The organism is Archangium sp. Cb G35 (genome assembly GCF_001896145.1).
Lineage (GTDB): Bacteria > Myxococcota > Myxococcia > Myxococcales > Myxococcaceae > Archangium > Archangium violaceum.
Genome location: NZ_MPOI01000005.1, coordinates 167,550 through 188,920, shown reverse-complemented (window position 1 = coordinate 188,920; position 21,371 = coordinate 167,550). Strand labels below are relative to the sequence as shown.

22 protein-coding genes are annotated in these 21,371 nt (G+C 69.6%); 17 read left to right on the top strand and 5 right to left on the bottom strand.

Translation table 11 applies throughout. The features are described from left to right. Nucleotides 1-38 precede the first annotated feature (38 nt). Nucleotides 39-827, top strand: coding sequence for a hypothetical protein (locus tag BO221_RS17120; protein ID WP_073561537.1), 789 nt, complete (start codon nt 39-41; stop codon nt 825-827). Nucleotides 828-910: 83 nt separating this feature from the next. Here the strand turns inward: BO221_RS17120 and BO221_RS17115 are convergent, their stop codons facing one another. After that, nucleotides 911-1,699 (bottom strand): hypothetical protein, encoded by a 789-nt coding sequence (locus BO221_RS17115; RefSeq protein WP_083681112.1) that lies wholly within the window; start codon nt 1,697-1,699, stop codon nt 911-913. Beyond that, nucleotides 1,696-2,379, bottom strand: coding sequence for a hypothetical protein (locus BO221_RS56210; protein ID WP_233166070.1), 684 nt, complete (start codon nt 2,377-2,379; stop codon nt 1,696-1,698). Before BO221_RS56210 ends, BO221_RS17115 begins: the two co-directional genes overlap by 4 nt. 521 nt (nt 2,380-2,900) lie before the next feature. On the opposite strand from BO221_RS56210, the gene BO221_RS17105 reads away from it, so the two are divergent. From BO221_RS17105 to BO221_RS17060, 10 genes are all read left to right on the top strand, one after another. After that, complete coding sequence (locus tag BO221_RS17105) at nt 2,901-4,139, top strand: hypothetical protein (RefSeq protein WP_073561536.1); 1,239 nt, start codon at nt 2,901-2,903, stop codon at nt 4,137-4,139. A gap of 17 nt (nt 4,140-4,156) precedes the next feature. Then, nucleotides 4,157-4,870, top strand: coding sequence for a VTC domain-containing protein (locus BO221_RS17100; protein WP_073561535.1), 714 nt, complete (start codon nt 4,157-4,159; stop codon nt 4,868-4,870). 6 nt (nt 4,871-4,876) lie between these two features. Beyond that, nucleotides 4,877-6,583 carry a dTMP kinase gene (gene tmk / locus BO221_RS17095; RefSeq protein ID WP_073561534.1) on the top strand — a complete coding sequence of 569 codons (1,707 nt, stop codon included), beginning with the start codon at nt 4,877-4,879 and terminating at the stop codon, nt 6,581-6,583. A gap of 16 nt (nt 6,584-6,599) precedes the next feature. Continuing rightward, nucleotides 6,600-7,310 carry a DUF4956 domain-containing protein gene (locus BO221_RS17090; protein WP_073561533.1) on the top strand — a complete coding sequence of 237 codons (711 nt, stop codon included), beginning with the start codon at nt 6,600-6,602 and terminating at the stop codon, nt 7,308-7,310. Further along, the gene (locus tag BO221_RS17085; protein ID WP_073561532.1) at nt 7,307-8,062 is read left to right on the top strand and encodes a hypothetical protein; all 756 of its coding nucleotides are present in this window, start codon (nt 7,307-7,309) and stop codon (nt 8,060-8,062) included. The genes BO221_RS17090 and BO221_RS17085 overlap by 4 nt, the downstream gene beginning before the upstream one ends. Before the next feature lie 190 nt (nt 8,063-8,252). Then, nucleotides 8,253-9,035, top strand: coding sequence for a hypothetical protein (locus BO221_RS17080; protein WP_083681111.1), 783 nt, complete (start codon nt 8,253-8,255; stop codon nt 9,033-9,035). A gap of 116 nt (nt 9,036-9,151) precedes the next feature. Next, a complete protein-coding gene (locus BO221_RS17075) occupies nt 9,152-9,931 on the top strand; it encodes a DUF3396 domain-containing protein (RefSeq protein WP_233166068.1) in 780 nt (259 codons plus the stop codon). 127 nt (nt 9,932-10,058) lie between these two features. Continuing rightward, nucleotides 10,059-11,492 (top strand): metallophosphoesterase, encoded by a 1,434-nt coding sequence (locus tag BO221_RS17070; RefSeq protein WP_073561531.1) that lies wholly within the window; start codon nt 10,059-10,061, stop codon nt 11,490-11,492. Nucleotides 11,493-11,630: 138 nt separating this feature from the next. Continuing rightward, nucleotides 11,631-13,037, top strand: coding sequence for an RsmB/NOP family class I SAM-dependent RNA methyltransferase (locus BO221_RS17065; RefSeq protein WP_073561530.1), 1,407 nt, complete (start codon nt 11,631-11,633; stop codon nt 13,035-13,037). A gap of 73 nt (nt 13,038-13,110) precedes the next feature. Continuing rightward, nucleotides 13,111-14,877, top strand: coding sequence for a M61 family metallopeptidase (locus tag BO221_RS17060; protein ID WP_073561529.1), 1,767 nt, complete (start codon nt 13,111-13,113; stop codon nt 14,875-14,877). A gap of 15 nt (nt 14,878-14,892) precedes the next feature. On the opposite strand, the gene BO221_RS17055 is transcribed toward BO221_RS17060, so the two are convergent. Further along, a complete protein-coding gene (locus BO221_RS17055) occupies nt 14,893-15,246 on the bottom strand; it encodes a hypothetical protein (RefSeq protein WP_073561528.1) in 354 nt (117 codons plus the stop codon). Between the two features lie 34 nt (nt 15,247-15,280). Continuing rightward, nucleotides 15,281-15,640, bottom strand: a complete 360-nt coding sequence (locus BO221_RS17050) for a hypothetical protein (RefSeq protein ID WP_073561527.1) — start codon at nt 15,638-15,640, stop codon at nt 15,281-15,283. A gap of 92 nt (nt 15,641-15,732) precedes the next feature. Here BO221_RS17050 and BO221_RS17045 point away from each other — a divergent pair, with 92 nt between their 5' ends. The 4 genes from BO221_RS17045 to BO221_RS17030 all read left to right on the top strand — a co-directional run bounded on the left by BO221_RS17045 (nt 15,733) and on the right by BO221_RS17030 (nt 19,176). Beyond that, nucleotides 15,733-17,187, top strand: a complete 1,455-nt coding sequence (locus BO221_RS17045; protein ID WP_073561526.1) for a B-box zinc finger protein — start codon at nt 15,733-15,735, stop codon at nt 17,185-17,187. A 44-nt stretch (nt 17,188-17,231) separates the two neighbouring features. Next, complete coding sequence (locus BO221_RS17040; protein WP_073561525.1) at nt 17,232-17,615, top strand: hypothetical protein; 384 nt, start codon at nt 17,232-17,234, stop codon at nt 17,613-17,615. Nucleotides 17,616-17,686: 71 nt separating this feature from the next. Continuing rightward, on the top strand, nt 17,687-18,550 hold the full coding sequence (locus tag BO221_RS17035) for a ribonuclease HII (protein WP_073561524.1): 864 nt from the start codon (nt 17,687-17,689) through the stop codon (nt 18,548-18,550). Further along, nucleotides 18,547-19,176: a hypothetical protein gene (locus tag BO221_RS17030; protein WP_073561523.1), complete on the top strand. Its 630-nt coding sequence runs from the start codon at nt 18,547-18,549 to the stop codon at nt 19,174-19,176. Before BO221_RS17035 ends, BO221_RS17030 begins: the two co-directional genes overlap by 4 nt. Here the strand turns inward: BO221_RS17030 and BO221_RS17025 are convergent. Beyond that, nucleotides 19,157-19,681 (bottom strand): hypothetical protein, encoded by a 525-nt coding sequence (locus BO221_RS17025; protein WP_233166061.1) that lies wholly within the window; start codon nt 19,679-19,681, stop codon nt 19,157-19,159. The genes BO221_RS17030 and BO221_RS17025 overlap by 20 nt on opposite strands. Before the next feature lie 73 nt (nt 19,682-19,754). Between BO221_RS17025 and BO221_RS17020 the strand changes: the two genes are divergently transcribed. Beyond that, nucleotides 19,755-20,177 carry an NUDIX hydrolase gene (locus tag BO221_RS17020; protein WP_073561521.1) on the top strand — a complete coding sequence of 141 codons (423 nt, stop codon included), beginning with the start codon at nt 19,755-19,757 and terminating at the stop codon, nt 20,175-20,177. Between the two features lie 16 nt (nt 20,178-20,193). Next, nucleotides 20,194-21,342 carry an RIP metalloprotease gene (locus BO221_RS17015; protein ID WP_083681109.1) on the top strand — a complete coding sequence of 383 codons (1,149 nt, stop codon included), beginning with the start codon at nt 20,194-20,196 and terminating at the stop codon, nt 21,340-21,342. Nucleotides 21,343-21,371: the final 29 nt, after the last annotated feature.

Genomic DNA, 21,371 nt, shown 5'->3' with positions numbered 1-21,371 from the left:
GGCAAAGACGGCCCGCAGGAAACCGCTGGCTCCCTCTGATGGCCGGCCTGTGGCTGGCCTCGGCCGCCGGGGCCGCCCCCCCTCCCCTGGCCCTGGAACCCCCGGATCGGATCGGCGTGGAGACGCGGGAGGACATGCTGACGCTCTCCTGGTCGGACACCGAGGAACGGCTCCGGGGCAGCATCCGCCCCGCCGCCCCCCGCGCGGGCGAGCCCCTCCAGATCAACCTCCAGGTGGGCAGCTTCGAGGGGGATGACTTCGAGGGCCCGCTCATTCTCACCCTGCGAGAGGAGGGGGCCACCCACGGGCAGAGCGTCACCGTGAAGAAGGACGCGCTGCACTGGCAGGCCACCTTCACTCCCGAGAACGACGGCCCCCACCGGGTCGATGTGAGCTTCCGGACCACCCGGCACAAGGTGCTCCATGCGTCCTTCCAGGTGCGAGAGTCCCGGCTGCCCCTGAAGCTCGGGTGGGCCGTGCTCGGACTCGGGTGCCTGGCGCTGCTCGGATACACGGTGCGCGGCATCCTGAAGGGCGAGCGGGCGGAGGAGCGCCCCCTGCCCCCGGATACGTCTCCGGCCCCGGTCGTGGAGACGCCTCCGGCCCCCGCCACGGAGATGCCTCCGGCTCCCGCAGCGGAGACCGCCTCGGCCCCTGCGGCGGAGACCGCCCCGGCCCCGGCACCGGAGACTCCCGCCGCGGCACAGTCCACCCTCCCCGGGGGCGATGCACCGCCCGGTGGCGAATCCACGGCCACGCCGGTTGATGCCGGGGCGCAACCTCCGGACTCCGCTCCGAAGACGTCCGAGGAGGAGCCGCCCGCCTGATCAACCTCTGGCCGCTCGCTCCGCCCGGAGGAGACCTCCCTCCAAGCCACCCGAACCAGGCTCGTTCAGGGAGGACACCTGCCTTACGGCCTCTGCTCCCGCTCCCACTTCTCGAGCCTCTCGACGATGGAGACGGGATGGATGGCGCGGTGGTGGAGGTTCTCGTGGAAGACCGCGAGGTGGTACTCCCCGCCAATCGAGATGAAGGCATGCGTCGGTGGCGCGAGCTGCTTCGCCAGCCAGTCCTCTGCCTCATCATGAGAGACGAAGGAGGCCACGGTGGCGGGAGGCCCCTCCTCCATCAATAGCCGGATGAGCATCTCCACGGTGAACTGCGGCAGGAGCCCCCTGCGGTTCAGCTCGCGGAAATAATAGAACTGATAGTACTCACCGGCGACCAACACCTGTCCTTGAGCCGGCGGCTCGGGCTGATGGTAGAGCCAGGCCTCCGCCTCCTCGCGCGTCCTGAACGAGGCGAAGACGTGCGGCGGGCGGGGGGCAAGAGCATCGCGGCGAAACGCCTCGAACGCCGTGTGCTGGCCGGTCGAGGCGATGAAGTGGAGTGCGTCGATGATGACCGACGCCAGCTCCTTCTCCTCCGGCAGGTGGAGCTCTCCTCGGATCCGGACCATGAGCCCCGCCGCTTCACTCAGGAGCGTCTCGATGGAAGTCTTTCCCTCGGAGGGCGGAAGAGAGGCACCGAGGCTCCGGCGATAGTCCTCGAAGCGGTAGTCCTGCCCCAACTCGGAGATGAACAACAAGGCATCTCTGGCCACCAGGAGCAGCTCGCTCTCCTCGGGAGAGGTCTGCTCCGTCCGGTACCTTCCGATGATCCGTGGCGCCTCGAAGCTGATGATCTCCCCTATCGTCATCGTGGCACCTCGGCGACGAGCAGGACGGGAGCGAGCAGCACGATGCCTCCAGCGCAGACGGCAACATGGAAAGCCACTCCCGCGATGACGACAACGGCTCCGAGCGCGAGCTCATCCTGGTGGCGCTCGAGCCAACCGACCGCGGTGCCGATGGCTTCGAACTTCACAGGCTCACGGCCCGCCTCTCCCTGGCAGTTGGCGAGCTGTTTCATGCAAGCGGTCCTGCAGTAGTTCCATTTCCCAGTTCGCCAGGGACCGTACTGCTTGGGATCGTAGATGTATTTGTCGACCTGATGGATTCTCGTGCTGGCCTGGCACTCCGGAACGCAAATCTCATACTGGCGTTCGCATTCCGCCGCATTGAGTGACACCCGGACGATACGGCCCTCGTGGGCCGGGACGCTCGCCAGACTCCGGGACGCCATCAGGTCGAAGTCCTTGGCGGGTTTCCAGGTGTGGGTCGCCTGCCCATCTGCCGTCTTCTCGATGACGAGCACATACCTGGACAGGTCCCGCGGCCCGGATGGGCCCGCGACCATCGGCCCGGTGGCGCTACAGGAGCCAAGGAGAAGCCCCAAGCTCAACGCCATGAGCTTCCGCACCATCGCTCTGATGTTCATGACAGCGCTCTGGAGCGCTGCGTCAATGTTCTCGCGGGCAGCAGCTTCGGGCGTCGGCATCGGGGCGCCGACTTTCGCTGAAAGCCCCGCCCACGGCGATCTCGAAACTTCCAGCCCTCCGGGCGCCCGGGCAGGGGCGACGACTTTCCGGGCGCGAGGGGGGCAATCGGCCGTCACTCGTAGTCGACTACGAGTGACGGGCGCTGCGGACCTTCCACCCACTTCGTTGAGTTCCCACAAGCCACGGTCCGCTCGGCCAGCGAATCACTTGAAGCCGACAACAAGAGGTCCCCGGGCTCGGAGCGTTCAGCTCCTTCCCGGCATCGGAAAGCGAGGGTGTGCTCTGCCCTGATCGCGCGTCCACGCCGGTGGAGACTGAAAACACGCCTCCCCCGGAGCAGTAACTTCGACAGGCGCTCCCTCTCCCTCGGGTGGAACTTTCCTTCCCTGTAACGGCCATGTGACGCCCTTGTGCCGGTGGCTTTCGCACGCCGAGACAAACCGGCTGTCGGCCTCCGGACAACCTCCTCCCGGGCACCCCGGTTGCAAGCCACCCTCCCGGACCGGGCGGGGAGGAGTACATGGGCGAGCGGCGAGGGTTCGGGAAGGAAAGGCGAGGGCTTCTCGCCTCGGTCCTCCTTTTGAGCATGCCGGTGTTGGCCGCGGAGCCCGCACCGGAACCGGAAGCGGAGGCGTGGCAGCCCGAGGTGGACGCGGCCCAACCCGGGGCGGGCGCGGCAGCCCAGCCCGAGGCAATCGCGGCGGCCCAGCCCGAGCCCGAGGAGGTGGCCGCGCTGACCCCCGATCTGGACATGCCCACGCCCGCGCAGGTGGAGGTCCCCAAGCCGGAGAAGAAGAAGGAGCCGAAGCCGAAGCTGGAGGAGCCGCTCTCGGAGGGCGGTGAGGGCACCGCGGCCAACCGCGAGGGGACGGGAGGACTGCGGGTCGTTCCCTTCGGGCGCGTCTTCGCCCGGGTGAGCGCGGATGAGCGCGAGCAGTACGCCCGCTCGCTGTCCATTGAGTCGGCGCGCGTGGGCCTGGCCGCGTCGCTGCCGCATGTGGAAGCGGAGGTGACGGCGGACCTGTCGTCCAAATCGCTGCTCAAGGACGCCTTCGTGCGGGTGGCCGATGAGCAGAAGCGGCTGCGCCTCTACGGCGGCCAGTTCAAGGCGCCCTTCCTGGCGCGCGAGCTCGAGTCCGCCTGGCGGCTGCCGGTCATCCACCGCGGGCTGGTGGCGGACTACCTGGAGGACACGCACAACCTGGGCGGCCGGCGGCTGGGGCTCATGGGCGAGGTGAGCCTCAAGGAGGCGTGGAAGCTGAAGGTGTCCGGAGGCGTCTTCCAGGGCACCAAGGACGACGACACGGGCATCCGCGCCAGCGAGGACGCCGCGCTGCGGGCCACCGTGCGCCCCATCAAGATTCTCACCCTCGGGGCGAGCACCTACTTCGCGCAGGCCTTCGAGGGCGCGCGCACCTACGCGCTGGCCGCGGACGCGGCACTGAAGCTGGGAGGGCTGCAGGTCACGGGCGAGTACGTCAACGGGCACCTGCCCACGGGGCCCTTCGCCGCGCAGATGGGGCTGGCCAGCTATACGGTGCCGCTGCTCCTGGAGGGCCTCGCGGTGCAGCCGGTGGCGGGCGCCGAGATGATGCAGTTGCTCGGCCCGCTGAAGGCCCGTGGCTATGCCTTCGTGGGCGGCATCAACGTCCTCTACTCCGAGCACTTCAAGGCCCAGTTGCAGGCCGAGCACGCGCTGCGTCCCGGCGATGTGGCGGCGGGCTTCGAGTACTCGCTGCAGCTCGCCACCCGCTTCTAGGAACGGAGAGAGAGACCATGCTCCAGTTCGCGGAAGGAGAAGTCACCAGGCTGCGCCGGGAATTCAAGCTGGTGCTGGGCAGGGACGCGGCGCTCGCGCTGTGCACGCGGCTGTCCGCGTCGCTGGGCGGCTACCTGTCGCCCCCCACGAGCATCACCTCCGTCTACTTCGACAAGCCGGGCTATCCGCTGACGAAGCGCTCGCTGGACACGCCCCAGGACTGCCTCAAGGTGCGTACCAAGGAGTACTCGCCGGACGTGGGCGCCGGGGGCGTGCAGCGCGTGGTGCTGGAGGTGAAACGCGAGCGCAACGGCCTCACCCAGAAGCGCCGGGTGTGGGTGCCGCGCGCGCAGTTGGGCCACGTGCTGCGCGGTGGCGTGCGGCTGCTGCCGCTCATCGCCGGGGGAAGCCTCATGCCGGTGCTGGCGGTGACGTACCGGCGGCACGTGTACCAGTGCTCGCAGGCGTGGCGGGTGACGGTGGACCGGGACATCGGCTTCCACGGGATTACGCCGGAGCTGGCGCTCTCCGAGACGACGCTGAGCGCGGAGCGGCTGGGTGAGCCGCTGGCGATGGACGAGCGGGTGGTGGTGGAGGTGAAGCACCTGGGGGAGGAGCTGCCCGAGTGGCTGGCGGCGCTCAACCCCGGGAGGAAGCCGGCGTACAGCAAGTTCGCCGAGGGGATGGCGAGGGTCCACGACTTCGTCGCGGACGGGATTCTGGGGGGCTGAGCAACCGTGTTCATCGACTTCGAAGGCATCGACGGCAGCGGCAAGACGACCCTGTCCAACCTCCTGGCCGAGCGCCTGAGGCGGATGGGCTACCGGGTGGCGCACGCGCGCGAGGGAGGAGAGCTGCGCTCGCCCATCGCCCGGCGCATCCGCGAGCTCACCCGCGACTCGAAGCTGCTGGAGATGTCGCCGCGCACCGAGTTCTTCCTCAACCTCGCCCGCGACGCGCAGCAGCTCGAGGAGGTCATCGCCCCCGCGCTGGCCCGGGGCGAGGTGTGCATCAGCGATCGCTACCTGTACTCGCAGCTCGCGCTGAGCGGCGGCGGGCGCGGGCTGCCCGGGTCCGCGCTCGAGCCGGCGTGCGAGCTGGCCTCGCAGGGGCTGTGGCCGGACCTGGTCATCCTGGTGGACGTGGAGCCGGAGCTGGCCCGGCTGCGCAAGCGGCTCGGGAAGAGCAAGGGCGAGCGGGTGCCGGACTCGGACAGCCGCAAGGGACTGGCCGGCGCGGGCCTGGCGGTACGGATGCGGGAGGCCTTCCTCACCCTGGCGCGGAAGGATCCCTCGCGCTGGCTCGTCATCGAGAACAATGATCAACCGCTGCACGTGCTGGAGCAGCGCCTGGTGGAGGCGGTGGTGGCGCGGCTGGAGGGCCGGGACTTGCCGGCGCAGCGGATGACGCCGCCGAGCCCCACGCCGGTGCAGGTGCCGTCGACGGTGGACGAGGTGGAGGAGCACTTCTTCCGCGTGCTGGACGGGCTGGAGGTGCGCGAGCCGCAGTTGGCGGTGTGGCTGCTGGGCGGCATTCCCGGCTTCCCCGCGCACCAGCGGCGGCTGGGGTACGTGGAGCGATTCCCGGGGCTGACGGTGCGCAGCCTCACGGGACTGGACGACGAGCCGGCCCGGGCCCTGCGCGAGTTGCTGGCGGAGGTGGTGCCCCAGGACGTGGCCATGAGCCTCGGCATCAACCCGTCCCCACAGGCCATGGCCCTGCGCGAGCGCCTCTATTCCCACGCGCCCGAGGACGTGCTCGCCGGCCTCAAGCTCAATGGCTCACCCGAGGCATGGGCCCTGCGCGAGCACGCCCTGCGCGAGGGGCGGTTGAGCGAGGTGCTCTGCGGGCTGGCCGGGGTGGACGACGAGCCGGCCTGGGCGGCGCGGGAGCAGGGCGTGCGCCGGGGGCTGTACGCGGACGTGGCGCGCAGCCTCACCGGCCTGGACTCGGCCCGGGCGGACGCCCTGCGCGAGAGCCTGCTCGGCCATGACCGGCTGGCGGTGTTGCGCAGTGTGAATGGACTGGACACGCCCTTCGCCCGGCAACTTCGCGTGGCGCTGGAGGACAAGGCCCTGAAGCTGGTGCTGCGCTCGCTGTCCGGGCTGTCCACCGACGAGGCCTTCGCCCTGCGCGAGCGAGGCGCTCCGTTGACGAAGGAGGCGCTCGACTCGCTGGACGGAATGGATGATCCACGGGCCTGGAGGCTGCGCGAGGCCTTCGTGTCGCGCTGGCCGGCCACGGTGGTGTCCTCGATGGAGGGACTGCCCCTGACGGAGCGGGCCGAGACCCTCATGCTGCGCGCACTGGAGCTGACCGCCGGCCGCCTGCCGGTACTGCGCAACGCCTACCGCCTCGTGGCCGCCTCGCACCTGGCCGCGCTCCCCTCGGAGCGCACCTCGCATCGGATGGCCGGGGACGAAGCCCCGCAGCCGGCGCTCTGAACGGAAAGGACGGGCCATGGACGGGCTGTTCTCGGGACTCTTCCATCAAGATTCGGTGTCCAGCGTGTCCCATCCCGGGGCGGGGGAGATGTTGCCCCGCCTGATGGCGGCGGTGCTCATCGGCACGGTGCTCGCGCTGCGGCCGTGGCGCCTGGTGACACGCAGGCCGCTGCCCAAGGCGGAGATGATGCAGGCACAGGTGCTGCTATGCACCGCGGCCGCCGTCATCACCGCCGTCATCGGCGACAGCACGGCCAAGGCCTTCGGGCTGGTGGGCCTGGGCAGCTTCGTGCGCTTCCGCTCGGGGCTGAAGGATCCGCGTGACGCGGCCATCCTCTTCCTGATGATCGGCCTGGGCATGGCGTGCGGACACGGCAGCCTGGAGCTGGCCGGGGTGGGCACGGCGTTCGTCGCCGCGCTGCTGCTGGTGCTGGACTTCTTCGAGAAGAAGGAGCCCGTGGCGGCGAAGCAGCGGGTGCTGGTGTCGGCCCAGGCGGATGACCTGGCGGGCGCGGAGGCGTGGCTGAGGCAGCGGCTCGGCGAGCGGAATGTGCTGGTGCGCAGCTGCGCGCTGGACTTCGACGGGCGGCGGCTGGAGCTCGAGGTGGAGGAGAAGGAGCCGGGGATGATCGCGACGGCGCTGAGCCGCTCGGCGGGAGGCCCGCTCCGGGGACTGAGGTGGTCGGAGATGCCCTCGAATAAAGGGGCCTGGGAGGAGCGGGGATGAGGCGTTGGGGATGGGCCGCACTGGCGGCGGCGATGTGTTGGGCGGGGTGCGGTGAGGGCGGGAGCCTGCCCACGGGAGGCCAGGGGCCGTCCACGAACCAGGATGGGACGGTGGACCTGCCGGACATTCCTCCCGGCACGGGGCAGACGCCATCGGACCCCGAGCAACCGGCCCCGTTCACGAGTCTCTGGCCGCTCACGGTGGGCTCCACGTGGACGTACCGCATCACGGATCCGGTGAAGGGCACCTTCGAGAAACGGGTGGAGGTGCTGGGCGAGCAGGCGGTGCCGGAGACGAGCATGAGGGCCATCGCGGTGCGCAGCACGCAGCCGCACCTGGAGGAGCTGTCCTGGCAGCTCGAGGTGAACGGGGTGGTGGTGCGCCTGCGCGAGGAGGACCGCAAGGGAGCGACCCTGGCGCGGGTGACGACCTGGAGTCCCGCGACGGTGAAGTCCATCGCGACGGAGCGCCCGGTGGGGTGGCGCTACGACTCGGACATCCGTGAGCTGACGCGCCTGGGGGATGGCTCGACGGAGGACAAGGACAAGACATACATCTGGCGCGTGGAGGCGGTGAACGAGACCGTCGTCACGCCCGCGGGCACCTTCACGAATGTCATCCGCATCAAGCGCGAGCGCGGGGACAAGGAGAACCAGGAGCGCACGTACTGGCTGGCTCCCGGCATCGGCAAGGTGAAGGAGGATGGCGAGCGACTGGAGGAGCTCGTCTCCTACGATGTGAAGAAGCCCTGAGCCATGGGAGCAGTCGTGGGCGGAGGATGAGGGGCTGTATGCCCTTCGACATCCTCCGCCCATTTCGTCATCCAATGGATTGACGCAAGCACCAACACTTCCATGAACTGCGGGGGCAACGGTCTCCGGCCCACGTGGTTCCGCGAGGTGTGGCATGTCCCGCCGTCTTCCCTGCCTACGAGTGGCCTGGATGGCACTCGCGCTCCTGACCGCGTGCACCGCGCCCATGGGAGCGCAACGCGGTAACAGCTACAGCTACGACAACTCCGCCTCGGCCGCCTGCCGGCAGAACCCTGCCAACTGCGTGGCCCTGTCGGGGAAGGAAGCGGCCTACGAACCCATCCGTGAGGCGGGAACAGCCATAGCATCCATGGCCGCCGTCCTGGCCGTGTTGGACAACGAGACAAGAGTCTCCATCGAGCGAGCGCTCACGGATTGCGCTGAGTTCGCCCGTTCAGAAATCCTTCTGCGCTATCCAACGACGTTCAAGGGCCCCGCTCCTGATGCCAACGAGTGCAACCAGGAGACGGTGGATGCACAGGGAAGGAACGTGACATGGGCCATGCGGCTCGGAACGGAAATGCACGAGGTTGCCCGGCAGTGCGCCGAAGAGGAGCTCAACAAGCTGCGGCCCGGAGGCTTCAGCCTGGAGCAGCGCTACCGGTATGACATGCAAACAGGACACAAGAAGCCGGTCGGCGCCGCGGAGGAACGAGCCTTGATAGCGTCGGGAAACCAAGGCGAGTTGAAGGGAACCCTGAAGCCCGATGTGGTCCTCCACTCGGGCTCCCTCCTCGATGTGCAAGCCGTCTACGACTTCAAGTTTCCGTGCGTGAACACGGATAAGGCTCCCGTGTGGAACAAGTACCCCAAGGGACATCCTTATTCTGGTTACGATCAAGGAACGATGTACGAAATGGCTTTCAAATCGGCTGTCGCACGCATCATGCCCAGGTTGGGGGTGATTCGATGAGTGAGCACTACCCGAGAATCCGTATCCATGCGGAGAACGGCACCCTTCTGATACGCGATAGCCTGAGCATCACTTTCTACATGCGCCGCCCTCACGCTGAGGTGGCATCAGCGGTCATGCGTTCCTTGGACGCATATCTGCAGGCAGTCGGACCGAATGCATTGGGTGTGTACGCGGACCAGGAGGGCTACTGGCAGAATCTCGATGATACGAGTTGGGCGCGCATCCGGAACGAGTTGTTGGATCCTGATTGGGCCCATGTCTCTCTGGCGGATGCTTCCGGAAGAGAGAACCGCTACCAGGTCGACTACCGTGGCAGGCCCCCTTCAGATGTCGTCTTCCCCGACGCTCCAGGGGTGGTGTCCGTGGTGAGCTTCTGGCTGCCCACCGAGTTCCTGGAGGAACACGGCCCGGGGCGGGTGCGGGAACTGGCACTGGAGTTGGCAACGCCCCTGCCCTTCTGCTCGGGCCATGCCGGTCTCGCTTTCAACTGCGACATCAGCATGTTGGGCGTAAAGCAGGAGGTTCTCAAGCACGGCTTCCGCTACCCGGGGATGGACATTCCTGGCCTGGATATGGCCACGTTGAGAATCGGCACGAAGATCCGGGAAATCTCCTGGCAGACCTTCCTGGGCCAACCGGTACTGGGCGAGCTGGGCGGTGCAACGGGGCTGCGCTCGCGGCTGTCCTCGCCTGGAACCACCGTGCAGGAGATGGAGGGCGAGCGGGCCGTCATCACCCTGGGCCGCTGGCCGGAAGCCGGTGACATGGAGCAGGGCAACACTCTGCCCGCCTATCGGGAACTGGCACGCGTGCTGGAGCCCTGGCTCTACCGGGGGCCCGCTCCCCGCACCTCCGAGGAAACACGCCGCTGGGAACGGCGCTTCCTCGACTGACCCGGGCAATGCCTGACGACCCCTCGCCTGCTCGCCGTGGAGCGGGCGGGCGGGCCTCGAAAATTGGATGGATGTCCAACGGTGGACGGTTGCACTCCCGGTCCGAATGGCTCGGACAGGAGACACCATGCACCGACTGTATTCCCTGGCGTTCGGCGCGGTGGCCGCGGCGCTCACCTTCACCGCGAGCAGCGCCAGCGCCGCGAGCCTGACCCGTCAGCCCTATCTCCAGCGCGTGGGCCCGGACACCGCCACCATCGCCTTCCGGCTCGATGGCAACTGTGTCCCCGCCGTGCGCTACGGCACCCAAGGCTCCACCCATCAATCCGCCCAGTCCGCGGACGCCGGCCGCACCCACGCCGTCGTCCTCTCCGGCCTCCAGCCCGGCACCGAGTACACCTACCTCGTCGAGGCCTGTGGTGCGCGCACCAACCCCGTGCGCTTCTCCACCGCCCCCGTCCCCGGCACCCGCAGCATCCACTTCACCGCCGTGGGTGACTTCGGCATGAACAACGCCGATCAGCGCGCCGTGGCCAATGCCATGCTCGCCCGCAAGCCGGAGCTCTTCCTGATGCTCGGCGACAACGCCTACGATTCGGGCACCGAGGCCGAGTTCCAGAACAACCTCTTCGGCCCCATGGCCCCGCTGCTCGCGCAGGTGCCCTCCGTTGCCGTCCCCGGCAACCACGAGTACGTCACCAACCGCGCCCAGCCCTACTTCGACAACCTCTACCTGCCCACCAGCTCCACCGGCGGCGAGCACTACTACTCCTTCGACTGGGGCCACGTGCACTTCGTCGGGCTGGACGCCAACTGCGCCATGGGCATGGCCTCGCAGGACCGCTGCTCGCTGGCCTCGCAGCGCAAGTGGCTGGAGCAGGATCTCGCCGCCAGCGACGCACCCTGGAAGGTCGTCTTCCTCCACTACCCGCCCTGGAGCAGCGGCGAGCACGGCTCCCAGCCCCTCATCCGCCGCGAGTTCACCCCCCTCTTCGAGAAGTACGGCGTGGATCTCGTCCTCACCGGGCACGATCACCACTACGAGCGCAGCCAGCCCATGAAGGGCAACGCGGTGGGGCCCTCGAGCGAGCGCAACCCCACCTACCTCGTGGTGGGCGGCGGCGGCGCGTCCCTGCGCCCCTTCGAGACCAGCAAGCCCTCGTGGACCGTGGTGCGCAATGACCAGGACCACGGGTACCTCGACGTCAGGGTGGAGGAAGGCACCCTCTCCGCCCAGGTGCTGACGCCCTCGGGCAAGCTGATCGACAGCTTCACCCTCACCAAGGACCTCCCCCCTGCCCCGCAGGAGGAGCCTCCCGTGACGGCCGACCCCGGGTCGCCCCCGGCCGTCGAGCAGCCGAACCCCACGCAGCCGAGCACTCCCTCCTCCCCGGGGACCGTCACCGGGGACCCCGGACTGCCCGGCGGCCCGGAGGACGAGGAGGACGCGGACGGCCTGGGCCCCAACGCCCCGGGCTGCTCGACGAGCCCGGCGATGGCGCTGCTCCCCGCGGGCGCGCTGGTGCTGGCCGGGGCCCTGCGCCGCCGCCGCCGCCGCTAGCTGGCAGGCCGGGGGAGGGGCCGGAGGCGCCCTGGAAACGGCAGGAGGCGCCTCCACCCTTGTCATTGAGCGCCCAGGATGCGATTCGCTCGCCTGCCGATAGAGCAGGCCCGCCTCCCGGGCCCCCCGGAGCTTTTCATGAAGAAGAACCCTCGCCCGCCCGCCCGGGCACCCAAGTCCCGACGTGAGCCGCCCTCCTCCGAGTCCGAGGCGTCGCGCGTGGCCCGCCCGCTGCGCGAGGACCTCGTCCTCCAGGCCAGCCTCGAGGCCTACGGCTTCATCCGCCACGAGGGCCGCCTCGCCGACCGGGCCCTGGACTTCACCCTCCGCCACAAGCGCAACCTCTACTCCAACGAGCGCCGCGCCGTGGCCGAGCGGGTGTACGCCCTGCTGCGCCGCCAGCTCACGGTGGACTTCCTCCTCGAGCGCGCCCACCGCGGTTTCCCGCGCCTCGACAAGACGCGTCAGGACGTGCTGCGTCTGGCCGCCTCGCGCATCCTCCACGGCGAGTCCATCGACGCGGTGTCCCGTACCTCGGTGCTGACGGGCACGGACGCCGACGCGCTCGCCGCCCTCCCCGAGGCCGCCCGGGCGCTGGAGGCACTCCCCCGCGACAAGCGCTTCCCCATCGCCGCCTCGCTGCCGGACTTCCTCGCCGCGCACTTCCGCGCCGTCTTCGGCGACGACGCCGAGCGCGCCGCCGAGGCCATGAACGAGCGCGCCCCCCTCGCCGCCCGCGTCAACGGCTTCAAGGGCTCCCGCGAGCAGCTGCGCACGCTCCTGGAGCAGCAGGACGTGCAGTCCTCCCCCACCCCGCTGTCCCCGCTCGGCCTCATCCTGGACACGCGCACCAACGCCTTCTCGCTGGACGCCTTCCGCGACGGCTGGTTCGAGCTGCAGGACGAGGGCAGCCAGTTGCTCGGCATGCTGGTGGACGCGCCGCCCACGAGAGTGGTGGACGCGTGCGCGGGCGCTGGCGGCAAGACACTGCAGCTCGCCGTGCAGATGAAGAACCGGGGCGATCTGCACGCGCTGGACGTGGAGGAGTGGCGGATTGAGGAGCTGCGCAAGCGCGCCCGCCGGGCCGGGGTGCACAACGTGCGCACCCTGGTCATCCCCCCCGAGGGCTCCGAGGCCGACGAGGCCATCACCCCCCTCAAGGGCAAGGCGGACCGGGTGCTGGTGGACGCGCCGTGCAGCGGCACGGGCACCTTCCGCCGCAAGCCGGACGCGCGCTACCGCCTCACGCCCGAGATGCTCGCGGACCATGTGGCGCGGCAGAAGCGGCTGCTGGAGCGCTTCTCCCAGATGGTGAAGCCGGGCGGCCGGCTCATCTACGGCACGTGCAGCGTACTGCGCGAGGAGAACGAGCAGGTGGTGGAGGACTTCCTCGCGAAGCATCCGGACTACTCGGTACGTCCGGTGGCCGAGGAGCTCGGGCCGGAGCTGGGCGCCAAGGTGGGCCCGGGGCCCTTCCTGCGGCTCGCCCCACACCTGCACGGCACGGATGGATTCTTCGGAGCCATCCTCGTGCGCGCGAAGTAGCCTGTGCGCTGGGGGCGGACCCGCTCCGTCCCCTGGCGATGCTGTCCCCCTCTCGCCCTCTGGAGGGCTCGGAATGCCGGAAGCGGTCCACTATCGCGTCTCGATGCTCCGCCCGCACTCGCACCTCTTCGAGGTCGAGGCCACCTTCCCCGCGGGCCCGGACGTGCTCGATGCCCTGCTTCCGGTGTGGACTCCCGGCAGCTACCTGGTGCGCGAGTTCGCCCGGCACGTGCAGGACCTGAGCGCCATGGGCCCGGGAGGCGAGCCCCTCGTGGTGCAGCGCGTGGACAAGCGCGCCTGGCGCGTCCAGGCGAAGGGGCGCCCGGTGACGCTGCGCTACCGCGTCTACGCCAACGAGCTCACCGTGCGCACCAGCCACCTGGATGGCAGCCATGGCTACTTCAACGGCGCCACCCTCTTCCTCTACACCGAGGCCACGCGCGGACAGGAGCACCTCGTCACCGTGGATGCGCCCGCGGGCTGGAGGGCCTTCGCTGCGCTGGAGCGCCGGGGCGAGTCCTTCGTCGCGAAGGACTACGACGAGCTGGTGGACAGCCCCTTCGAGGTGGGGCCCCACACGCCGCACACCTTCACCGCCGCGGGCGTGCTGCACGAGGTGGTGGTCTGGGGGGACACGGTGCCGGACGCGAGCCGGCTGTGCTCGGACCTGCAGCGAATCGTCGAGGCGCAGGCGAGGATGTATGGCGGCCTGCCGATGCGGCGCTACCTCTTCCTCGTCTACCTCACGGACAAGGGCCGCGGAGGGCTGGAGCACAAGGCGTCCACGGCGCTCCTCTTTCCGCGCGCGGGGCTGCAGAACTCTCGGGGCTGGGAGGACTTCCTCACGCTGGCCGCCCACGAGTACTTCCACCTGTGGAACGTCAAGCGGGTGAAGCCGAAGGCGCTCGTGCCCTTCGACTACTCGCAGGAGAACTACACCTCGCTGCTGTGGGCCTTCGAGGGAGGCACGTCCTACTACGACAACCTCTTCGTGCTGCGCGCGGGGCTGATGAGCGACAACCGCTACCTCACGCGCCTGGGCGAGACGCTCTCCACGCTGCACGCCACGCCGGGCCGCAAGACGCAGACGCTGGCCGAGGCCTCGCTGGTGAGCTGGGTGAAGCACTACCGCCCGGACGAGCACTCGCCCAACAGCGCCATCTCCTACTACCTCAAGGGCGAGGTGGTGGCCGCACTGCTGGACCTGGAGCTGCGCCGCGCCACGGACGACGCGCGGAGCCTGGACGACCTGATGCGCCTGCTGTGGCAGCGCTACGGCGACGAGTCCGGGGTGCCCGAGGACGGAGTGGAGGCGGCGGCCTCGGAGGTGGCGGGCAAGGATCTCGGCGCCTTCTTCGACCGGTCGGTGCGCAGCACGGAGGAGCTGGACTACTCCGTCTTCTCGCACGTGGGCCTGGAGGTGCGCTTCCGTCCGCGCGAGTCCCCGGGCGACAAGGGCGGCTCGCCCCCGCCGCGGGTAAAGGGCGAACCCAAACCAAAGGGCTGGCTGGGCGTCACCACCAAGGGCAGCGCCACCATCGCCATGGTGCTGGACGGCTCGCCCGCGCAGGAGGCCGGACTGTACGTGGACGACGAGCTCGTGGCGCTCGACGGCTGGCGGGTGGATGCGGCGGGGCTGCTGTCGCGCACCGAGGACAAGTCCCCGGGGGACACGGTGCGCCTCACGGTGTTCCGCCGGGATCGGCTGGTGGAGGTGCCGGTGACGCTGGGCCAGAAGCCCGCGGACGCGGTGTGGCTGGCCCGGGTGGAGAAGCCCACCGACGCGCAGAAGGCCGCCTATCAGGCCTGGCTCGGCGCCCCCTGGGAGGAGCCCGGGTAGCTGACGGGACGCCGCCTAGAACCCGCCCAGCAGAAAGGACACCAGGATGACCAGGACGAGCCCCGCGGGGACCGCGAGCACCAACGCCAGTCCGTGCGTCTTGAGAAGGCTGGACATGCTCTCGCTGCGGAGGCCGCGGCTGGAGAGTCCCATGTACGCCGCGACGCAGCACCACATCAGCGCCAAGGCCACCCCATTCAGGTCGATCGTGGCTCCCCCCGTGGACCGGAGCGAGAACGAAGCGATCACCGCCAACATGAGGACCACGGCCCACAGCACCCGATGCACCAGGACACGCTCCTTCAGGTCCTGATTCTCGGAATGGGAGTCGGAGTCTCCGGCCAGTTCTTTCGTGGTGTTCTCGGACATCGTGGAGCGGAGTCTACCACCGACGCGCAGAAGGCTAGGCAAACAGCGCGAGCAGGAAGCCCGCCGCGGGGAGCGCGAGCACCCCCGCCGCCACATGCACGCCGACGAAGGCGCCCCAACTGCGCCAGCAGCTGATCCCGATGCTGGAGATCAGCGCGTACACCGCGAAGCCGATCCACACCACCAAATCGACCAGACCACCCAGGGGCAGCATGGACCCGGGGTTGGAGGGGGTACTCGAGACGGCCATCGCCAACACGGCGAGCGCGCCCAACACGAACGCGTGCACCAGGATACGCGCCGTCGAGTCCTGGTTCTCGGAGTCGGAATCGGAATCTGAATCGGAGTCGGAATCGGGGTCTTCGACCAGTTCTTCCGTGGTGTTCTCGGACATCGTGGAGCGGAGTCTACACGAGCCGGTGCACGCCCCCCAGCCGGTACACCCCCGCCAGCCGACCGGATAGGCTCCCGCTCCAGAGGAGCGCCATGCCGCCCAGACGCCTCGCCCGCTGCAAACGTCACCCCACCGCCACCGCCGGCTGGCGTTGTACCGACTGTGCGGCCCCGCTCTGCCCCGAGTGCGTGGAGGCCCGGCGCATGCAGACGGTGGACCTGCTCTTCTGCCGCGCGTGCGGTGGCCGGGCCGACACGATCCTCGTGCACCGCGCGGAGCTGGCCTCCGTCCCGGAGCGGCTGCGCCAGGTGTGGCGCTATCCCTTCACCAGGCAAGGGCTGATGGTGGCGGCGGGGCTCGGGGCCGTCATGGCCTTCGTCGATTTCATGACGCAGGTCACGCTCATCGTGGCGCGGCTGGCTCCCGCGGCGATCGGCGCCGGCCTCTTCTGGGGTGCCTTCTTCTCCATCATGCGCGCCAGCGTGCGCGGCGAGAACGAGGTGCCCGTCCCGGACTACGGCGACATCTTCAACGACTGGCTCCTCCCCGCGCTGCGGGGCCTGCTGGCCACCAGCGTGGTGTGGCTCACCTTCCTGCTCTACCTCGCGTTCGCCGGGGGCTGGGACGTCTCCGAGTACCTGGATCGCCTGCTGAGCGATTCGATGTTCTACATGACCGGCAGGTTCCACTCGCTCCCCACCGAGCGGCTCCTCGAAGATCCCCTCGCGTGGGCACTGGGGCTCGCCAGCCTCACCTACCTGCCCATGGCGCTGATGATGGCGGTGACGAGCAACAGCCTCCTGGACACGATCAACCCGGTGGCGGCCGTGCGCGGCATGCTCCGCCTCGGCCGGGACTACGCAGTGGCCGTGGTCACCCTGTTCATCCTGGGCTTCGTCTACTTCGCCGTCCGCGTCGTCAGCTCCAGCCTGCGGGAAATCCCCTTCGAGCTCATCATCTCGCGCTGGCTCGCCCAGGCGCTCGAGTGTCTGGTGGTCTTCGCGATGGCCCGGGTGCTCGGGCTGCTCATCCACACGCGCGGAGATGCCCTCGAGTACGGTGCTCCGAGAGACTACCTCGCCCCGGTGATACCGGCGGAGGCCACGCCGAGGACCACGTTGCGCGCGGACCCCAGCTCGCTCCCGGCCCCCACCCCGGAGGAAGCAGCCCTCCCCGACCCCGAGGTCCGGCTACGGGAGCTCTCCACGGCGGTCCAGGCTCGCGACGTCCCCCAGGCGCTCGCGCTCTACACCGCGCTGAGCTTCCTGCCGAAGGCCCGCATTCCTCCGGCGGTGCACCTCTTCGTCGGGCAGGCGTCGGCCGCGCAAGGGGACAACGGCCTGGCGGTGCGGGCGTTGGAGTCCGTGGCGGACTCGGCGCCGGATGATCCACTGGCCCCGCGCGCCCTCGTCCTGCTGGCCCGTGTGCTGAGTGAGCGCATGCAGGAGCAGATGCGCGCCGAGGATGTCTACCGGTACATCGTTGACCGGTACCCGGATACGGAGGCTTCCCGCTTCGCCCAGGGCCGCCTTCCGCCCACCAGCTGACATCCGGCGTTGCCTCGGGGAGGGGCCGTGCGCAATCCCTCCGCATGCTTCGGGCACGCCAACTGCTGCTTCTGCTGGGACTCGCACCCCTCGTGTCGTGTGACGGGGGCCTGCGGGTGAACCGGCAGGGAGACCCCTGCACCGAGAAACTCATCACACTGCGGGTGGAGGTGGTGAACGCACAGGGAACTCCAGTACCGGACGCCATCGTGACGGCCACCCACGTGGTCACGGGTCGCACCATCACCGGCACCACGGGGGACCGGGGCGTCACCACGGCGGTGAACGAGGACATCGGAGAGGGCCCGGTGCGGCTGACGGCCACCGCGGGCTCGAAGGTGAGCACCCCGGCCGAGGTGGCCTGGACGTGCGACGAGTGCCACTGCCACCCCGAGCCCACCTCGGTACAGCTCCAACTCAACCCGTAAGCGCCTCCGGGCGGCTGCCTCCTCACTCGGCGTTTGTCCCGCGCGTCCCGACTCGCTAGGTTGAGGGCGCCATGTCGAGTGTGGAAGACCTCCTCCGGTGCTCCTTGACGGAGCTGACCGAGCGCTTCGTGACCCAGTCCCGCGCCGTGCCCACGGGCTTTCTGGAGGCGCTGGACGCGGATCCACGCCAGGGGGCGAAGGCACTCGCCCGCCGCATTCGAGGCCAGAAGGGGAAGAACCGCGCCGAGGGCCAGCGCCTGCGCCACCTGCTGCGCTTCGAGAACGAGCTGTGGGAGCAGGGCCACACCCACATCGCCGGGGTGGACGAGGCGGGCCGAGGCCCGCTCGCTGGCCCGGTCGTCGCCGCGGCGGCCATCCTGCCCAGGGGCTGGAAGCTGGAGGGGTTGGACGACTCGAAGAAGATCGCCGACGAGGCGCGCCGCGATGAGCTGGCCGAGTCCATCAAGCGGGAGGCGGTGGCGTGGGCGGTGGGCCTGGCGGATTCGGAGGAGATCGATCGGATCAACATCCGCCGGGCGAGTCTGCTGGCCATGCACCGGGCGGTGCAGGGGCTGGGCATCCAACCGGACTACGTGCTGCTGGACGCCTTCACGATTCCCGAGTGCACCCTGCCCCAGCGCGGCATCATCAAGGGAGACTCGCTCTCGCTGAGCATCGCCGCGGCGTCGGTGCTGGCGAAGACGACGCGGGACCGGCTGATGCGGGATTTGGACGTGCAGTACCCGGGATATGGGCTGGCCGATCACAAGGGCTATCCGACGGCCGAGCACGTGCAGTGCATCCGGGAGAAGGGGGTGCTCCCCATCCACCGCCGCAGCTTCGGACCGGTGCGGGAGGTGCTCGGGCTCAGCGTGACCGTGCAGGTGGCGGGGCCCATCCAGGGTGATCTCTTCTCGGAGAACAGTGAGCGGTGAGCGCGGACAAGGACATCGACGGATGGCTGGGCGAACGGGGCATCACCTCATCTGAGTCACGCGCCCGAGCCCGGGCCACGCTGGAGGAAGTGGGGCTCACGAGCGCGCGCAAGGTGCGCATCAGCGAGCCCAAACTACCGAGGGCCGAGCAGGTGCTGGCGGAGCGCTTCTACCGGGTGTGCGCGGCGGCGGCGTGCCAGCAGGTGGCGCGGGCGAGTGGCCGGGAACCGCTGCTGGTGGAGCCGCGCAGCCACTGTGAGCACTGCGGAGGCTCGAACAACCGGCGCGCGGAGACGGCCTTCCTGGAGGCGTGTGAGCGCCATGGGGTGAGCCGGGTGGTGGTGGTGGGCGGCTCGCCGGCGGTGCGCGAGGAGCTGGAGGACAAGCTCGGCGGACGCATCGAGCTGCGCATGGTGGACGGCACCGAGCGGCGCACGGCGGTGAAGGCACAGAGTGATTTGGAGTGGGGAGACCTGGTGCTCGTCTGGGGCGCCACGGAGCTGCACCACAAGGTGAGCAGCCACTACACGCAGCCGGGCACGCCCCATAAGCACAAGGTGGTGCACGTGGCCCGGCGAGGCGTGGCCGCGCTGCTCGAGGCGGGCATCACCCACCTGGAGCGGTGAAGTTGCAGGGGCGGCCGTTCTGAACGGCCCGATAGCTCATCCACACCTGGCAGGCGCACTGGGGCTGCTCGATCCGCGGCTCGTAGCGCACGCGCAGCACGCCGTCGAACTGCGTGGCGCACCGGGTCGTGCCCTCCAGGTGCACCGCCACCTGCTCCACCGTGCACTGCGTCCCCTTGGCCGTCAGCGGCGCATTGGCCACGCTGCCGTCGAGCATGAAGCCATCGTCCTCCGTCAAACCTCCCTCCAGGAAGGCGCCGATGAGCTGCATGTCCATCAGCTCGTAGTTCATGCGGACCACTTCACCGGTGATGATGAGCTCGCCCGTGTCCCAGCTGTCCTGCACCGAGGACGCGGAGAGCAGTCCGCAGTCGTCGCGGATCACCTCCGTGGCCGTGAACTCATAGGGGCCCTCGTTCTGGAGGTAGGCGTTGGTGCAGCCCAGGCCAGAGGCGAGCGCCAGGGCGGACATCAGGAGCGGACGGAACAGTCGGGTAGCGGCCACGCGTGCAGGCTAGCTCAGCCAGCGCACACGTGCAGGGTGCAATGGCGGGACCAGCGGCTAGACTGCCCGCTCCATGGCCACGTACAAGAACCCCATCCCCACGGTGGATTGCATCATCGAGCTGCCGGGGGAGCGCCTCGTACTCATCCGCCGCAAGAACCCGCCCCTCGGTTGGGCCCTGCCCGGCGGCTTCGTGGACGAGGGCGAGCGGTTCGACCTCGCCGCGGCGCGGGAGGCCAAGGAGGAAACCGGCCTGGACGTGGAGGTCGTGGAGCAGTTCTTCACCTACTCGGACCCGTCGAGGGATCCGCGCAAGCACACCGCCTCCACCGTCTACCTGTGCCGGGCCCAGGGAGAGCCCACGGGCTCGGACGACGCCGCCGAGGCCCGGGCCTTCCCCGTGGATGGCCTGCCCGCGGATCTGTGTTTCGACCACGGCACCATCCTCGCCGACTACCTGGCCTACAAGCGGACGGGCCAGCGGCGGAAGCTCTGAGGCACGGCACTCCCGGATGCACTATCTCCCTCTCCTCTTCACCCTCGGCTTCCTCGTCGCGCTGCACGAGCTGGGACACCTCGTGGCCGCCCGGCTGCTCGGCGTCCGGGTGGACCGGTACACGCTCGGTTTCGGCCCGGCCGTCTTCACCTGGAAGTTCCGAGGCATCGAGTTCGTCCTGGGTGCCGTCCCGCTCGGGGGCTCCACCCGCATCCATGGGATGAACCCCCACGAGCCAGGAGTGGACGCGGCGGATCCCACGAACTTCTCCGCCCAACGCCCCTTGAAGCGGCTGCTGGTGCTGCTGGCGGGGCCGCTGGCCAACTGGCTGTTCGCCCTGGGCGTCCTCCTCGCGCTCTACACCTCGGGCACGCACGTGGTGGTGCCCCTCACGGTGGGCACCATCACCCCCGGCTCCGAGGCCGCGCGCGCCCAGTTGCTGCCAGGGGACAGGCTCGTCAGCGTGGAGGGCCAGCCGCTGGAGAACTGGAGCGGCTTCGTGGAGCTCATCGCCCAGAACACGGGCCGCGAGCTGAAGCTGGGCGTCGAGCGTCAGGGCGAGCCGCGCGAGGTGACGGTGCGCCCGCGTCCGGACGAGCGGGGCGAGGGCCGCATCGGGGTGAGCCAGCAGTACGTGTACCGCGTCCACGGCCCGGGCCAGGCGCTGCTGCAGGCCGTGGCCCACACGGGCAACCTGGTGACCGAGGGCTCACGGATGCTCGGCGGCCTGCTCCAGGGACGGCGGAGCATGGCGAACGCCAACCCCGTGGGCCTCGTGAAGCAGTCCTCGGGCGCGGCGGGCAGTGGCCTGGGCTCCTTCCTGCGCGTGATGGTGAGCCTCTCGGTGGCGCTCGCCCTCTTCCACCTGCTGCCCCTGCCCTCGCTGGATGGGGGACGGATGCTCTTCGTCCTCATCGAGACGGTGAGCCGCCGCAAGGTGCCACCGCGCGTGGAGACGGTGGTGCATGCGATGGGCTTCCTCGTGCTGCTGGGCGTGGTGCTGACGGTGGCGCTCGCGGACCTGCGCCAGCACATCCGGCGCTCCCGCACCGCCTCCGTGGCCCTGCCCGACGCCGGTTCCACGAGCCCGGCGGCGGCGACCGTGCCCGCTCCGGCGGCCTCCGACGGCGGCCTGCCTCTGCGAGCGGGCGGGCTCGGCGAATGAGTGTCCACGCCCGGCCCGCCGCTGTCCGC

Coding starts and splice junctions, on each gene's coding strand:
- BO221_RS17120 (WP_073561537.1), top strand. CDS start 39: ATGGCCGGCCTGTGGCTGGCCTCGGCCGCCGGGGCCGCCCCCCCTCCC.
- BO221_RS17115 (WP_083681112.1), bottom strand. CDS start 1,699: ATGACGATAGGGGAGATCATCAGCTTCGAGGCGCCACGGATCATCGGA.
- BO221_RS56210 (WP_233166070.1), bottom strand. CDS start 2,379: ATGCCGACGCCCGAAGCTGCTGCCCGCGAGAACATTGACGCAGCGCTC.
- BO221_RS17105 (WP_073561536.1), top strand. CDS start 2,901: ATGGGCGAGCGGCGAGGGTTCGGGAAGGAAAGGCGAGGGCTTCTCGCC.
- BO221_RS17100 (WP_073561535.1), top strand. CDS start 4,157: ATGCTCCAGTTCGCGGAAGGAGAAGTCACCAGGCTGCGCCGGGAATTC.
- BO221_RS17090 (WP_073561533.1), top strand. CDS start 6,600: ATGGACGGGCTGTTCTCGGGACTCTTCCATCAAGATTCGGTGTCCAGC.
- BO221_RS17085 (WP_073561532.1), top strand. CDS start 7,307: ATGAGGCGTTGGGGATGGGCCGCACTGGCGGCGGCGATGTGTTGGGCG.
- BO221_RS17080 (WP_083681111.1), top strand. CDS start 8,253: ATGGCACTCGCGCTCCTGACCGCGTGCACCGCGCCCATGGGAGCGCAA.
- BO221_RS17075 (WP_233166068.1), top strand. CDS start 9,152: ATGCGTTCCTTGGACGCATATCTGCAGGCAGTCGGACCGAATGCATTG.
- BO221_RS17070 (WP_073561531.1), top strand. CDS start 10,059: ATGCACCGACTGTATTCCCTGGCGTTCGGCGCGGTGGCCGCGGCGCTC.
- BO221_RS17065 (WP_073561530.1), top strand. CDS start 11,631: ATGAAGAAGAACCCTCGCCCGCCCGCCCGGGCACCCAAGTCCCGACGT.
- BO221_RS17060 (WP_073561529.1), top strand. CDS start 13,111: ATGCCGGAAGCGGTCCACTATCGCGTCTCGATGCTCCGCCCGCACTCG.
- BO221_RS17055 (WP_073561528.1), bottom strand. CDS start 15,246: ATGTCCGAGAACACCACGAAAGAACTGGCCGGAGACTCCGACTCCCAT.
- BO221_RS17050 (WP_073561527.1), bottom strand. CDS start 15,640: ATGTCCGAGAACACCACGGAAGAACTGGTCGAAGACCCCGATTCCGAC.
- BO221_RS17045 (WP_073561526.1), top strand. CDS start 15,733: ATGCCGCCCAGACGCCTCGCCCGCTGCAAACGTCACCCCACCGCCACC.
- BO221_RS17040 (WP_073561525.1), top strand. CDS start 17,232: ATGCTTCGGGCACGCCAACTGCTGCTTCTGCTGGGACTCGCACCCCTC.
- BO221_RS17035 (WP_073561524.1), top strand. CDS start 17,687: ATGTCGAGTGTGGAAGACCTCCTCCGGTGCTCCTTGACGGAGCTGACC.
- BO221_RS17020 (WP_073561521.1), top strand. CDS start 19,755: ATGGCCACGTACAAGAACCCCATCCCCACGGTGGATTGCATCATCGAG.
- BO221_RS17015 (WP_083681109.1), top strand. CDS start 20,194: ATGCACTATCTCCCTCTCCTCTTCACCCTCGGCTTCCTCGTCGCGCTG.